11 protein-coding genes are annotated in these 14,388 nt (G+C 60.5%); 1 reads left to right on the forward strand and 10 read right to left on the reverse strand.

The genetic code is table 11. The features are described 5' to 3' along the window. Nucleotides 1–729 precede the first annotated feature (729 nt). Both E6C55_RS29030 and E6C55_RS29035 read right to left on the reverse strand, forming a co-directional pair. The gene (locus E6C55_RS29030) at nt 730–1,209 is read right to left on the reverse strand and encodes an RrF2 family transcriptional regulator (RefSeq protein WP_136373336.1); all 480 of its coding nucleotides are present in this window, start codon (nt 1,207–1,209) and stop codon (nt 730–732) included. Between the two features lie 151 nt (nt 1,210–1,360). Next, nucleotides 1,361–2,581: an MFS transporter gene (locus E6C55_RS29035; protein WP_136373376.1), complete on the reverse strand. Its 1,221-nt coding sequence runs from the start codon at nt 2,579–2,581 to the stop codon at nt 1,361–1,363. A 213-nt stretch (nt 2,582–2,794) separates the two neighbouring features. On the opposite strand from E6C55_RS29035, the gene E6C55_RS29040 reads away from it, so the two are divergent. Continuing rightward, nucleotides 2,795–3,787, forward strand: a complete 993-nt coding sequence (locus E6C55_RS29040; RefSeq protein ID WP_211093668.1) for an acrylyl-CoA reductase family protein — start codon at nt 2,795–2,797, stop codon at nt 3,785–3,787. A gap of 57 nt (nt 3,788–3,844) precedes the next feature. Here E6C55_RS29040 and E6C55_RS29045 read toward each other — a convergent pair whose 3' ends face one another. The 8 genes from E6C55_RS29045 to E6C55_RS29080 all read right to left on the reverse strand — a co-directional run bounded on the left by E6C55_RS29045 (nt 3,845) and on the right by E6C55_RS29080 (nt 14,270). Further along, complete coding sequence (locus tag E6C55_RS29045; protein WP_136373338.1) at nt 3,845–4,549, reverse strand: queuosine precursor transporter; 705 nt, start codon at nt 4,547–4,549, stop codon at nt 3,845–3,847. A gap of 206 nt (nt 4,550–4,755) precedes the next feature. Beyond that, nucleotides 4,756–6,147 (reverse strand): hypothetical protein, encoded by a 1,392-nt coding sequence (locus E6C55_RS29050; RefSeq protein ID WP_136373339.1) that lies wholly within the window; start codon nt 6,145–6,147, stop codon nt 4,756–4,758. Nucleotides 6,148–6,163: 16 nt separating this feature from the next. Continuing rightward, nucleotides 6,164–7,741: an ABC transporter substrate-binding protein gene (locus tag E6C55_RS29055; RefSeq protein WP_136373340.1), complete on the reverse strand. Its 1,578-nt coding sequence runs from the start codon at nt 7,739–7,741 to the stop codon at nt 6,164–6,166. A 100-nt stretch (nt 7,742–7,841) separates the two neighbouring features. Then, nucleotides 7,842–8,753: a carbohydrate ABC transporter permease gene (locus E6C55_RS29060; protein WP_136373341.1), complete on the reverse strand. Its 912-nt coding sequence runs from the start codon at nt 8,751–8,753 to the stop codon at nt 7,842–7,844. Between the two features lie 23 nt (nt 8,754–8,776). Beyond that, nucleotides 8,777–9,751: an ABC transporter permease gene (locus E6C55_RS29065; protein ID WP_230986909.1), complete on the reverse strand. Its 975-nt coding sequence runs from the start codon at nt 9,749–9,751 to the stop codon at nt 8,777–8,779. 105 nt (nt 9,752–9,856) lie between these two features. After that, nucleotides 9,857–11,515, reverse strand: coding sequence for a cache domain-containing sensor histidine kinase (locus E6C55_RS29070; RefSeq protein WP_136373342.1), 1,659 nt, complete (start codon nt 11,513–11,515; stop codon nt 9,857–9,859). Nucleotides 11,516–11,570: 55 nt separating this feature from the next. Continuing rightward, nucleotides 11,571–13,217, reverse strand: coding sequence for a response regulator transcription factor (locus tag E6C55_RS29075; RefSeq protein ID WP_136373343.1), 1,647 nt, complete (start codon nt 13,215–13,217; stop codon nt 11,571–11,573). A gap of 48 nt (nt 13,218–13,265) precedes the next feature. Next, complete coding sequence (locus E6C55_RS29080) at nt 13,266–14,270, reverse strand: alginate lyase family protein (RefSeq protein WP_136373344.1); 1,005 nt, start codon at nt 14,268–14,270, stop codon at nt 13,266–13,268. Nucleotides 14,271–14,388: the final 118 nt, after the last annotated feature.

Below are 14,388 nucleotides of genomic sequence, written 5' to 3' on the forward strand. Positions count from 1 at the left end.
TTAAACGACTCTGTTGCCAGCTTCGCTCCAAGACTCGCTATTGGTGGCGTGGCTTCGCCTTTTCCAAGCAGGGTTTCCACCTGCTAAGTTACTCAACCTATGCTCGGTCGCTCTGGTTTTTCACATAAAATTCGGCAACCAGCGAGTTCGGCGGGGCGGTGGGATCGACGCGGGCGATAGGGAAGGTGGGGCTGGTGAGTTTGGTGAACTCAGTAAGTCCGACGGGGGCGGTGAGTTTGGCGGGGGCGACGAGTTCTATAAGGTGACGGGTCCAGCGAGTTGAGTGTTGGCGGGTTCGGTTGGTTTAGTGAGCTTGGCGAGTGCGACGAGTTGGTCGGTTTGGTTGGTTTTGGCTTGGTACGGTTGGTTTGGTTAGGTCGGTAAGTTTGGCGGATTCGATTGGTTTGGTTGGTTTGGTTGGTTTGGTTGGTTTGGTTGGTTTTGGTTGGTTCAGTTGGTTCGGTGAGTTTGGTGGGGCTGCTGGTTCAATGAGTTTGGCGGGTGCGATGGGCTCGGTTGGTTCGGTTGGTAGGGTAGGTTTGGCGAGTTCGGTTGGTTTAGTGAGTTTGGCGGTTGAGACGAGTTCGATGAGGTTGACGGGTTCGGCGAGTCCGGTTGGTTCGGTTGGCTCGGTTGGCTTGGTTGGTTCGGCGAGTCCAGTTTGTTTGCCAGGCTGGAGAGTTCGACAGGTTCGATGGGCGCCGCTGCGGAATCAAAAAAGAGAGTCCCTCAGGACTCTCCCCTAGTCGCCAGCTCGCAATCGGCGTAAACTTTCTGCACGAGATCGGCGATTGTTTTCTTCTCCAGGAGCTCCATCATGAGTTGCTCCGTCTCCCTCATGATCGTGCTGAACGCGCCCTTGATGTCGGTGCCGATCGCTCCGTTGGCGGTGTCCATCAGGCCCGTGCAGAGCGGCTCCGTCATCTCCAGTGCGCGATACACCTCGGCGAGCGTGATGCTCTCGGGGGACTTGCGCAGGTAGTAGCCGCCGTCCCGCCCTTCTCTCGCTTCCACGATATTCGCCTTCGCCAGCTTCGCCAGAATTCTTCGCATGAGCGTCGCTTCCGTGCTGATCTTGAGGGCGATCTCCCCGCTCGGGCAACGGACGTCGTTCCGGGCGTGATGAGCGAGATAGACAAGCGACTGCAGCGCGTAGCCGAACCAACGCGGTGTCGCAATCGACGCCGTCGCACACTTATCGTTCCTCATCGAACCGTCCTCCATTCCCGAGTCCGTACGCCGCGGCGCAGGTCTGTTGCTTCTATTGGCTTCATTATACCTTAACGCGGCCGAATATTCGATTCCCAATTGCTCTTGGGCCGCCGTTCCGATATTGCCGTTCCCCAAACCGCCGTTGCCGTCAGGCCCGCTTCCTCCTGTCCGACGGGAGCAGCAGCGCGAGCAGGCCGATAAACGGAAGGAAAGCGATGCTGCGCATGACGTCCGTCATGCCGACAATATCGGCCGCCTTGCCGAGCACGACGGCTCCGATCGCCCCCATGCCGAACGCGAGGCCGGTCGTCAGGCCCGAAGCGAGGCCGACCTTGGACGGCATCAGATGCTGCGCGTAGACGACGGCGACCGAGAAGCCCGACAGCAGAATAAAGCCGAGCACCGCGATGTCCACGTATGCCCACGCAAGCGGCAAGTACGGCAGAGCGAGCGAGAATGGGATCGCTCCCGCGATGGAGAGCACAATCATTTTTTTAAGACCGATCCGGTCCGCGAAGACGCCGCCGAAGTAGGTGCCGAGCACGCCGGTGATGAGGAAGATAAAGACTGGCACCTGTGCTTGCCGAGCCGTCAGGCCATAATGGTCGATCATAAAGAACTGGTAATAGTTGCTGATGCCCGTATGGTACCAGGAGCGGCCGAATACGATGAAGACGAGCAGCGCCATCGCCCAGGCGACCTGCTTGCCCGAGAGCGACAAGGAGGAGGAGATCGTCTTCTTGCCCGCCTTCCTCTCGCCTTGCTCCCTGAGCCTCGACTTGTACCACGGAAGAATGCAGATCAGCATGGCCGCGATGGCCGCAGCCGCGAACAGGCAGCCCCACAGCGCGCCGATCTGGCCGAGCGGGACGAAGATGGCAAGCGCCATCAGCGGGGCGAGCGAGCTGCCCGTGTTGCCTCCGACCTGGTACACCGATTGGGCGAAGCCTCGGCGGTTGCCGGCCGCGAGGTAGACGACCCGGGAGCCCTCGGGATGGAAGATCGCCGAGCCGAAGCCGATGAACATCGCCGCGACGAGCACGTACCAGAACGAGGGAGCGAGCGCGATGCCGACCATGCCGAGCAGGCTCAGCACCATCCCGACCGTCATCAGATAGGGCTTCGAGCTGCGGTCGGTGAACGAGCCGACGACAGGCTGCAGCACCGACGAGGTCATGTTCAGCACGAAGGTGATCCAGCCGACTTGCACGTAGCTGAGATGAAGCGATTGCTCCAGCACGGTGTACAGCGCGGGCACGACCGCCTGCATGGAATCGTTCATCATGTGGGAGAAGCTTACCGCAAGCAGAACGGGCATTACCGTAAGCGTCGCGGCGGCCGCCGACCGATTCGCCTGGGAAGTTGTCATTGAAGTCATGTCTGGCCTCCGATTGCCGTGGCGCCGAAGCGCCGATCCGAATTCAAGTCAATAACGCTAAGTGTAGAATCGGATTGTTCATTCGTCAACAGTCAATCCCTAAGACAACCGGGAGGATCGGCGAACCCCAGCATCTTGGAAAACAATTCCGACGGGAGTATGATGAAGCGGACAGGTACTTGCGATAAGGAGGAGATGGACGAGATGGAGTCTTATCTGGCCTTGACGATCGATTGGCAGGAGTCTCTGCTGAAGTCGGAAGTGCGGGAATACCCGAGCGATCGACTGCCGGACGGAGAAGTGACGATTCGGGTTGCCTGCTCGGGAGTGAACTACAAGGACGGGCTTGCCAGCGTGCCGAACGGGAAGATCGTTCGCAGCTATCCGCATATTCCCGGCATCGACCTCGCCGGGACGGTCATCGCTTCCGCGAGCCCGAGGTTCCGCGAAGGAGACGATGTGCTCGTCACGGGCTACGGCCTCGGCGTCACGCATCCCGGCGGCTTCAGCCAGCTCGCCCGCGTACCGGCGGACTGGGTGGTGCCGCTGCCGCAGGGGCTGACCGCCTTCGAGGCGATGGCGATCGGAACCGCGGGCTTCACCGCGGCGCTCTCGGTGTCGGCTCTTGAAGCGAATGGCTTGCGGCGAGACTCAGGCCCCGTTCTGGTCGCCGGAGCGACCGGCGGCGTCGGCAGTTGGGCGGTCGCGCTGCTGGCGAGGTCCGGCTACGAGGTCGTCGCCAGCACGCGCAAGCGCGAGGAGATCGGCTTCCTGAAGGAGCTCGGGGCGGCGGAGATCATCTCGCCCGAGGAGCTGCTGCTCCCTTCCGGGAAGCCGCTCGGCTCCGAGCGCTGGGCCGCAGCCGTCGACCCGGTCGGAGGCGCCTACCTGCCGTCCCTGCTCGGGACGATCCGGTACGGGGGCGCGATTGCGTTAAGCGGCTTAACGGGGGGCGTCTCGTTCGACGGGAGCGTTATGCCGTTCATTCTGCGGGGGGTGAGCCTGATCGGCATCGACTCGGTGCTGTGCCCGATGGAGAAGCGGCTGGCCGCGTGGGAACGTCTCGGCGGGGAGTGGCAGCCGGGCTCCGTCGCCGAGACGATCGCGCACCGCATCTCGCTGGCCGAGCTGCCGGGCGAGCTGCAGCGCATTCTGCAAGGGCAAGCCCGGGGACGCGCCGTCGTCTCGCTCCTATGAATGCAGCAATCCCCGCCGGGACGTTGCTCCCTGGCGGGGATTGCTCTTAAGCACGGATTAGGCCGATGTAGAGGTTGAAGCCGCTTCTTCCTTGAACTTGAAGCTTCTTGCGATATAAATAACAGGCGTGGAAGCCGCCGAGATGACGAACTTGAGCACATACGTTGTCAGCGCGATCTCCCACCAGACCTCCCACGAGTATTCGCCGATGAAGGCGATCGACGTGAAGACGAGCGTATCGACCAGTTGGCTGAGCATCGTGCTCCCGTTGTTCCGAATCCATAGCTGGCCCCGTCCCGGATAGGCCTTCTTCAACCGGCTGAAGATCTTGACGTCGAGGAACTGACTAATAAAATAAGCCGCCAAGCTTCCGAGCGCGATTCTCGGCATGAGCCCGAAGATCGTCTCGAGCGATTCCTGCGCGAAATCTTCCGTTCCCGGTTCGAACACGAGCACCATCTGCATCAGCACGAGCGACATCAGCATCGTGAAGAAGCCGAACCAGACCGCCTTCCTCGCTTCCTTCTCGCCATACTTCTCGTTGAGCAAGTCCGTCGTCAGATAGATCGACGTGTAGATCGTATTGCCGAGAGTCATCGCGATGCCGAACATCTCGATGTTCTTCACCACCTGAATGTTGGCCAGAACCGTCGCGGCTCCGATCCAGGCGTACAAGCCGTTTTTTCCCAGCAGCCGATAGCAGGCCAGGAAGAGAGCGAAGTTGACGATAACGAACAACACGCCCCAGGTCAAATTAAACATGCCAAATACCCTCCTAGTTTTGATAACGCGGGATGGTTACGAACCGCGGCCCGAGCGCTGCCGGACAATGGAATGAATTATAGCACAAATTGGCGGAACGTCCAGCGCTAAGTTATGGGTATTGGCATTGATCCGAAGGGGCGGGGAGGGAGGTCAAGCGCTCCCCTGTTCGCGGGAACGGCCGCATCGCCCGGCCGTCCGCCGCATCAACTGCGCTTGCGCAGCACAAGCCGGAGCTTCGTCTTGGCTCCCGAGAGGGCAAAGCGCAGGAACACAAGCTCGCCGCCGATCAGCCTTGCGTCCACCTCCGCCTGCGCCTCTGCCTGCAGTTCTGCCGCCGCCGCTGCGATCTCGCACGACTCGATCTCATAGCCGGCGAGGTCGTCCCAGTAGGCGAGGCCGAACGGGATCGGCTTCCAGATGCCGATCTCGTAGATCAGCTCGATTGTCGTCGCGGTCCGCTCGTACCGGGTGACGAACAGCGGCGGGATCGGCTCCGTGAACTCGCTGCTCATGTCCCACTGGCCGACATAGCTGCGCAGCATCCGGGGCTTGCATTCCCCTCTGACGAAGGCCATCTGGCACCGGCTGTCGTAGTACAGGAAGGTGTCCGGCCACGGCCCCAGGCCGACGCCGCCAAGTGTCATCGTATAGTCGTTGAGAGCCGGGGCGAACGGCTTGTCTCGGGTGAGCATGTAGACCGGGGCCGTCGCGGCGGCGTTGTGCGCCTTGTAGCGGGCGACCGCCTGCGGCAGTGTAGCGAGCGTGGCTCCCGAGCCGGCGACATAGGCGAAAAACAGGTCCAGCATCTCCGCGCACGCCTCGACGTCGGCTGCCGGGAATACGGCGAAGCGCTCGCCGTATTCCATCTCGTGCCCTTCCTGCTGCTGCAGGAAAAACACTTGCTCGTTATGCTCCGTATTGTCCATATACTCGTCGAACAATCTTTTCCAATACTCGATGTTCTGTCCCGTACACAGCCCCGCGCGCAGCACGTCGTTCGGGTCGGTCGAGTACAGCACCGGGCTGCCCGTATGATAGGTCAGATGGAGATCGCGCGCCGTCCATTCGAAGGCGACGACCTGCCCGCGGCCGGGATGCGGCACCTTGTAGCGGCTGCCGTCCACGTACCAGGAGCCCCAGGGGATGCCCTTGTGCGTGATGCCGTCCCACCAGACCTGTTCCCAGCAGTAGCCCCACATCCCCTCGAAGCCGAGCTCCTCGAGCGTCTCGATCACTTCGTTATAAATCTTGCCGCGCCCGGCGATCTTGGTCTGCGCCCACGGGAACGTCTCTTGAAGCAGCCGCCAATCGCTCGCCAGCGTCTCCTTCAGTTTGTCCTTGGACATCCCGGCATCCTCGATAAAGAACGGGCACTGTAAAATAACGTCGTCGCCATAGGCTTCGTGCCACTCGGAGATGCGCGCCGCCAGCACGGGGATCGAGCCGCGGTTGACGATCCAGGTCACGGGGATGCCGTGCCGGTGCGCGATGGCGGCCGTCCGCTCGATGCCTTCGACCGCCGTCCCCCGTCCCCATGGCGTATCGTAGTGGGAAGCGTAGCTGACAAAGGTGTAGATCAGATTCCGGGGGTTCAAGCGCGCTCACCTCAACCTAGTTTTTGTTCTGCTGCAGCCAGGCGTCGATCTGGCTCTGCAGCTCGTCGCGCACCTTCTCGATGCCTGCGGACTTCAGCTTCGCATTGCGCTCGTCGATCAGCTTCGACGCATTCGGCACCGCGCCCGTGCCGATCACCTTGTACTCGCCGACGATCGTCGTCAGCTCGGCGATAATATCCTTGACGTTGGAATCGTCGAACGTAAAGCCGAGCAGCGGGAACCGCGTAGCGTCCCGGTTAAACTGCTTCCAACTGTCGTACAGATCGTCGGGCTGCCCCGGCTTCAGGTAGTTGAGGAACTGGTTGCCGAGCACCCAGAAGAGCGCGGTGTCGCCATAGCCGGAATCCGCGATCGGCTCGATGCGGTTGTCGCTTATCTTGGTGTAATGCTTGTTCTCGATGCCGTTAACCAGCAGGTTGATGACATACGGGTCCGTGTGCAGGATGTTCAGCACCATCATCGCCCGCTCCGGATTCTTGGACGTTCTGGAGATGGAGAGCATCGAGCCGGTGGCGAGGTCGGTCGTGACGATCGGCTCCTCGACGACATGGGACACCCAATCGTAGCCGTCGGCGATCTTCATCTCGATATCGGCGCCCGGCTTCCAGACCGTCGTCTGCATCCAGATCTTCCCTTGCTTGCGGAGATCGGCGACATTGGTCGTCGTCGTCGCGACGTCGGCGTTGGTGTAGCCTTTCTCATAATAGCTGCGGAACATCTCGGCGTCGGCCTTGTTCAGATCGACGATATCCTGGTCGATGACGGTCTTCACCTTCATGTCCTGCGACTTGTAGTCGACGAAGAAGGTCGGCATCTTCTCCGGCGTCGGGCCGATCGGACGGTAGTTCGACTTGGTCTCGTACTCCATGAAGCTAAGCGGGCTGGCCGTCATATAGTTGTTGATCATGCCGGGCTCCGCTTCTTTGATCGTCGCGAAGTAAGGCTCCAGGTCTTCCATCTTGTTGATCTGATCGATCGGAATGTTGTACTTGTCAACGATATCCTGGCGGAAGGTGAACGCCTTGCCCTGGGTGATCTCCTTGTCGGTCGGGATCGCATACAGCTTGCCCTGGAACCGGGGCGCCTCCAGGTACAGCGGGCTGCTGAGGGAGTCCTTGATGCCCTGGCCGTATTGATCGAGCAGCGAATCCAGCTCCAGGAAGGCGCCTTTGGTGACGTTCGCGGCAAAATCCAGCCAGGAGGCGGTGAAGACGAGGTCCATCTTCTCCCCGGTGTTCATCATCAGCTCGGTTTTTTTCTTGTAGTCGCTCGGCGCGATCGGCTGCAGCGTCACCGTCGTATTGATCTTGTCCTGCAAATACTTGTTAAGCTCCTCCTGGACAACCGCATCGTCCTTCTGCGGCTTGCCGTAGTACACGATCGAGACGTTGTACGGCTCGAGCTTGGACGCCTCCGGGCTGGCGGCGGGAGACGACGGGGCGGCGGTGCCGGACGACGATGACGAAGGTGCGGGAGACGAGCTGTTCGCATTCTTCTCTCCGCTCGAGCAGGCGGTCAGCGCTGCCGACAGTCCGATGACCATCGCGAGCATTGCAGTAGTATGACGCTTCATGGAATAACCCTCCTGTAGTATCTATTGAATTTATCAAACGGGATATATAAAACGGCTGCCAGATCCGGTGCACTCGGCCGGCCGCCGGCCTTGCCGCTTGTTAGCCCTTGACGGCTCCGACCGTCAAGCCTTTGACGAAGTACTTCTGGAAGAACGGGTACACGATCAGGATCGGTCCCATCCCGATGACGGCAAGCGCCATCTGCAGCGATTCGTTGGGCAGGTTGCGCAGCAGCTCGGGGTTCTGCAGGGACAGGCTCATATTGTCGCGCACGTACTGGACGTCGTTGAGCACCCGCATCATCAGGAATTGCATCGGATATTTGGCTTCGGTGTCGATATACAGCAAGGCGTTAAACCAATCGTTCCAGTACGCGATAGTAGAGAACAGCGCCATGGTCGCCATCACCGGCAGCGACAGCGGCAGCACGATACGGATAAAGATCAGCATCTCGCCCGCTCCGTCGATCCGGGCCGACTCGATCAGCGCGGGATGAATCGTTGTCTGGAAGAAGGTGCGCATGATGATGACGTTAAACGGAGCGATCAGCAGCGGCAGAATAAGCGCCAGGTACGAATCCTTCAAGCTGAGCATCTGCGTATAGACGATGTACCGGCTGACCATCCCGCCGTTGAACAGCATCGTAAAAAACAGGAAAAACGTAAAGAACGTGCGAAGCGGATAGTCCCGGCGAGAGAGCGGGTAGGCGTACAGCGCCATCAGCAGCACGCTGGCCAGCGTCCCTCCGACCGTAATGCCGATGCTCACGCGGTAGGCGGAAGCGATCGTGTTGAAATCCTCGAACAAGGTATCGTAAGCGACGCTTGACCAGCGGCTCGGGAAGAAGCTGTAGCCGTTATCGATCAGCGAATCGTTGTGCGTAAAGGAGACGATGATGACCAGCAGCACCGGCAGCACACAGGCCAGCGAGAACAGAACGAACAGCGTATTCAGCAACACGTTGGATAGGGGCGAAATCCGGTTCTCCCGGCGGGATACTCTGACTTCCATACGAAAAAAACCTCCTGTCTGCTCTAGAACAATGCCTGCTCCCGGTCAATCTTGCGGACGGCGCCATTGGTGAGCATCACAAGGACAAAGCCCAGCACCGACTGCACCATCGCCGCGGCGGACGAACGGCCGATGTCGTTCAATTGCGTCATCACCCGATACACGTAGGTATCGACGGTATCCGTGACCGGGTAGAGCATCCCCGAGTTCATCGGCACCTGATAGAACAAACCGAAGTCCGAATTGAAGATATGGCCCATGTTCAAAATCGTCATAATGATGATGATCGGCCGAATCGTCGGCAGCGTGATATGGATGATCTGCCGCCACTTGGACGCGCCGTCGATGACCGCCGCTTCGTAATATTCCGGGTCAATCCCGGCGATGGCCGCGATGTAGATGACCGCCCCGATCCCGACGCCCTTCCAGGCGTTGACGAAGGTCAGAATAAACGGCCAGTAGGTCTTGTCCATATACCAGGAGATCGGCCCGTGGCCGAGCGGCTGCAGAACGGAGGTGTTGATAAAGCCGATCGTCGGGTGCAGGAAAGCGTAGACCAGATAACTCACGACGACCATCGACAAGAAATTCGGCATGACAAAAAAGGTTTGATAGCTTTTGGCCGCGAGCTTGCCGCGAAGCTCGCTGAGGGCGATCGCGATGGCGACCGACAGGACGAGATTGAGGGTCATAAATACGAGGCTGTACGACACGGTGTTGCGCACGATTCGCCACATGGACCCGGTGTTAAACAGAAACTTGAAGTTGTCGAAGCCGGACCACGGACTGTGCAGAATACCGTCGATGTAATTGATTTTCTTGAAGGCGATGAACAGCCCGAACATCGGCAGATAGTTATGCAGCACGAGCAGCACGGCCGCCGGCAAAATCATCAGCGTTAAAAAACGGGACTTCCAGATTTCGCGCCACAGCTTGCGGCTTCCGGTCCTCGTCCCGATCCGCGCATCGCGCCGGGGAGATACGGACGCATCCCTCACTTGCTCCACTCCTTTCTCTTATGAAGCAAGTATAAGACAGCGCCCCCCGCAAAACGATGATATATCCTAGGTTCAGGATGATGCATTCCGGCAAACGTCGGCCCGCTATTCCCCCGTCCGGACCGGCATCTCGATCGTCGCCGACAGCCCGCCGCCTTCGCGGATACGGTAAGCAAGCCCGTAGGCTTCGCCAAAATGCAACTGAATGCGCTGGTGGACGTTGCGGATGCCGTAGCCCTTGTCCTGCAGCTCGCCGCGCACGATCAGACGCAGCTTCTCGAGATCGACGGGGATAAAGCCGTTGTCCTCCACCGTCACGCGCAGCGTCTCTCCCTCGCGTGCGAGCCGCACCCACAGCATCCCTTCGCCGTCCATGCTCTGAATGCCGTGGAAAATCGCGTTCTCGACGAGCGGCTGAATGATCACCTTCGGCACCAGACATTGCTCCACGCCCTCGCCGACGTCCCAGCTCACCTCGAACGTCTCGGGATAACGCTTCATCTGAAGCCGAATGTAGGCGCCGACATGCTCCAGCTCCTCCGCCGCCGTGATCATCGTCCGTCCCTTGCTCAGGCCGATGCGCAACAGCCTGGACAGATCCTTGACCATCTCCCCGACATCCCGGTTGCCGCTGCCGATCGCATACCAATAGATCGAATCGAGCGTGTTGTACAGCAGATGAGGCGTGATCTGGGAATGGAGGATGGACAGCTCCTGCTCCTTCTGCTTGATCTGCATCCCGTAGTTCTCCTCGATCGATTGATCGAGCCGTTCGGTCATACGGGTGAAGGCATCGTACAGCAGGCCCAGCTCATCCGAGCGGAACCGGGTCGGGCGCCGGCCCAGATCGAACGGCTTGCCCGGCTCGTACAGCCGTGTGAACGACACGAGACGCCCAAGCGGCTTGACGATATCCCGCAGCAGATACAGCAGAAACAGCAGCACCAGCAGCAAATAAATCGCCAGGCTCGCCATAATCGTGCGCTGGAACGCTGTCTGATTGCCCATGATCGACTGAACCGGCACTTGGTAGACGAGCCGCGTATGGAAGACCGTGTCGTACGACACGGCAAAGAGATCGCCGCTTTGGCGGCGATCTTCGTAGGCGTAGCCGGAGTAGCCGCCGGCCAGCTTGCCCGGCAGTGCCGCGGCGTTCCATTCGTCCGGCCCGTCCTTGATCAGCAGTTCGCCCCCTTCGTCGAGCAGGAAGATCGTCGCTCCTTCGGGAAGCTGGACGGAGATCAAATTTTTGGCGAGCAGCACCTCAAGCTTGGATACCGAGAGGAAGCCGATCGACTCGCCGTAATTTCTCGGATTGAGGATCGCGCGGGTGAACGTAATCGTAGGCTGCCCGCTGTCCGAGAGTGCCGTCTGGACGATGCCCGCTCCCTTCTCCTCCAGCGCCCGCGCCCCCCAGGAGGGGACATTGTTCGTGTCGAGGAACACAATTCCCCTGCTCCGATACAGTCCGGCGGCAATGGCCGTATCGGCCCCCTCGCGCAGATACAGCGTATACAGGGTGCCGTCCGACGACCAGCGATCGAGCAGCGTATCCGCCTCGCTCTGTTCGCTGACGCTGTCGATATGGGTCCAGAATGAGAATTGCGCGGGGTTGCTGAAGAAGTGGTTGTCCAGAAAAGTCGCTGTCTTGTCTCTGACCGACGACAGCGTATTCTCCATCGTCACATGGTTCTGTTCCACCAGTTGGAGCATCGTCTTGCCGACCTCGTCCTTGATCGTCTCGGCGGTGCGGACAGCCGACACCCAGCCGACGAGCAGAAACGGGCCGATAATGAACAGGCCGAACGCCGCAATCAGCTTATAAGGAAGCTTCAGGTTGATTCCCCCTGACGTCTTTGCGATAATCTGCGGGCGAGATGCCGGTCAGCCGCTTGAACATGCGGCTGAAGTGCTCGGGCGACTGGTAGCCGACCTTGTACGACACCTCGTACCGCTTCAGATCGGTCGCGGCGAGCAGGCGTTTGGCCTCCTCGATGCGGATGCGGGAGACATAATCCCATATATTCTGGTTCGTCTCCTTCTTGAACAGATAGCTGATATAGGCGGCGCTGAAGTGCACCTCGCCCGCGATATCCTGAATCTTCAGTTCACAGTTGCCGTAATGCAAATCGATATAGGCGATAATCTGGGAGACGACGGTCCGGTTCTGCTCGTCCTGGCGCGTCTGCAGCAGACCGGCCAGCTCGGCCATATAGCTCTCCAGCCGTTCGAGCTTGGCATCGGGCGCCAGTCCGCGGAAATAAAACTCCGGGTCGAGATGGCGCATCGTCTCCCCGCCGCCCGGTCCGTAATCGAACAACAGGCCGTACAGCCGATACACGAGGATGCCGAAGCAACTGTGGAACAGTCCCTCCGAGCGGAGCAGCAGGCCGAGCGAGCGGCAGGCATCGCGCATCGACTCCGCCGCCAATTCCTCTTCCTCGCTTCTCAACAGAAGCGCCAGGCTGTCGACCTTGCCCGCCCATTCCATCATCCGCACGCTCTCGAGCGCGGCCATATCGGCATAATAATGGAAGGGATTGTCCGGATGCAGCCGGCTCCATTCCAACGCCGCCTCGGCCTCCTCCATCAGCCTGGGCAGCAGCGCGAGGTCGGTGCAGAGCGTGCTCATGCCGACCGTCGTCTCGACGTTCAAGTATTGCTTCAGGTTCATAACGATCGTCTGCCCGATCAGGCTCACCCGCGAGTTGGCCTGCCGGCCGGAATCGCCCGCTTCGGAAGCCTCAAGCTGAATGACGCACACAAGCCGGCTGCCGAAGCCCTCGAACGCCACGCCGCACCAGTCGGACAGGCTCTCCTCGAGAATGTTGACGGCGGCGTACTTGAGCAGCTTGCGGTCCTTGCGGGGAATCATCTCGTTGTGCAGCCCGCCCCGGCTCAGCACCAGATTGACGACCGCGACCCCGTAGCTGCAATCCGCCTTCAGCGAGCCCCCGATCTCCCGCAGCAGCTCGCGGTAATCCCGCTCCCGCAGATTCCTCTCGGTGACCAGCTCCATAAGCGCCTCCTGCCGCCTGCGCCGGGGATCGTCGTCGGCGGGAGACGACTGCCGCATCGTCCTTTGGCCCGCTTCTTTCTTCTCCCGCAGCGCCTTGTCGACGACCCGGATCAGCTCGTCCAGTTCGACCGGCTTGATCAGATAATCCTTGGCGCCGAGCCGCAGCGCCGTCTTGGCGAACGCGAACTTCTCGTAGGCGGAGATGACGATGACCGGCAGATGCGGCTGCTCCAGCAGGATCGCCTCCATCAGCTCGATGCCGTTCATCATCGCCATCTGAATATCGGTGAGCACGAGATCGTAGGCGTCCATCCGCAGGCAGTCCAGCGCCTCGAAGCCATTCGAGGCGGCTTCCACATGCGCGATCGGCAGCCCGGACTGGAGGAGATGGCCGCGAATCCCCGCACTGACCCGCGGTTCGTCGTCCACAACCAGAATTTTGTACATCCGGCACACTCCCTTTCTGCCGCTTCGGCATATCGAAGCAAGCTTGAGCTAGATCGTGGGGAAGCGGATATGCTTCAGCAAGGTCGGATACACCCAGGCATAGGACAAATAATAGCCGCTCGCCGGGTTGCGATGTCCGACAACCGGACGATGCGGCGCCGCGAACCGTTCATAGTCGGCATCGGCATAGATCCCCGCCATCGCCTCGTACAGCTCTGCCGGCCAAGTATCGGGCGCCGGAGCCGGGACATTCTGCTCCGGCGCGAACGGCCACTCGTCCGCTCGGCCGTCCACGTAATGGAACAGCCGATCCAGCGCCCGCTTCAGGCTTCTGCCGCGCGGGGATTGCCAGCGGTACAGATCCTCTCCCGTCACGTCGCGGATCAGCCCGGCTGCCGCCGCGCTCGGCGCGAGCGCGAAGTAGTGGTACCACATTCCGTTCGCGCCGCGCACCGTCTCCTCCGGCAGGAACCCCTCCTCGTCGAGCGAAGCGTCGAGAAACGCCTTGAGCTGCTCGACCTCCGACCGGAAAGCGTCCATATCCTCCAGATAGGCATAGGCGGTCAGTTGCGCAAGCAAGCTCCAGTTCCACCAGTTGTTGCGTCCGGGGATGCCGTCCCAGGCCGGAAGACATACGTCCGTTAGCCAGCGGGCCCAGGCCGCGCGGCGCGCGGCCGTCCAGCCGTCGAAGGGCTTCAGCAGCAGCGCGGCCCGCAGCAGCCCTGTGCCGAGATAGGCGGACACCAGCGGCCCGTCATTCTCCGCGAACGCACGGTTGACGCTCGCCCAGCCGTCCAGCAGCTCCGCGGCCTTGGTCGCATACCGGCGCTCGCCGGTCAGCCGGTAAGCGAGCGCCGTCGCATAAGCCGCTTGCGCGTCCGCCTCCATCAGCAGCTTGGCCGCCCAGTGCCCCTCCCGGTCGTCGTAAAATCCGGGGATGCGCCATACGGGCACGGCATGGCAATCCGTCGTCATGCCGGCCTCCGCATCCTGTATCAATTGCTCCCAGCCTAACGGCCTGCTGTCCGGCTCCGGCCTGCTGTCCTGTTCCATCTATTCTTGGCCCCCATCCGTCTGTTCTCAAGAATCTGTCCGCCCCCATCGTAGTACGGCGGCGGGGCCGTGAATATGACGTTTTATCGCGAGTTTGTGATGGATCATAGCGAGTTGT

This window comes from Cohnella fermenti (assembly GCF_004801405.1).
In the GTDB taxonomy this organism is placed as follows: domain Bacteria; phylum Bacillota; class Bacilli; order Paenibacillales; family Paenibacillaceae; genus Cohnella; species Cohnella fermenti.

Bases quoted from the DNA above. Each gene is read 5' to 3' on its own strand.
- E6C55_RS29060 (WP_136373341.1), bottom strand. From the start codon at position 8,753: ATGGAAGTCAGAGTATCCCGCCGGGAGAACCGGATTTCGCCCCTATCC.
- E6C55_RS29075 (WP_136373343.1), bottom strand. From the start codon at position 13,217: ATGTACAAAATTCTGGTTGTGGACGACGAACCGCGGGTCAGTGCGGGG.
- E6C55_RS29080 (WP_136373344.1), bottom strand. From the start codon at position 14,270: ATGGAACAGGACAGCAGGCCGGAGCCGGACAGCAGGCCGTTAGGCTGG.
- E6C55_RS29030 (WP_136373336.1), bottom strand. From the start codon at position 1,209: ATGAGGAACGATAAGTGTGCGACGGCGTCGATTGCGACACCGCGTTGG.
- E6C55_RS29045 (WP_136373338.1), bottom strand. From the start codon at position 4,549: ATGTTTAATTTGACCTGGGGCGTGTTGTTCGTTATCGTCAACTTCGCT.
- E6C55_RS29055 (WP_136373340.1), bottom strand. From the start codon at position 7,741: ATGAAGCGTCATACTACTGCAATGCTCGCGATGGTCATCGGACTGTCG.
- E6C55_RS29040 (WP_211093668.1), top strand. From the start codon at position 2,795: ATGGAGTCTTATCTGGCCTTGACGATCGATTGGCAGGAGTCTCTGCTG.
- E6C55_RS29035 (WP_136373376.1), bottom strand. From the start codon at position 2,581: ATGACAACTTCCCAGGCGAATCGGTCGGCGGCCGCCGCGACGCTTACG.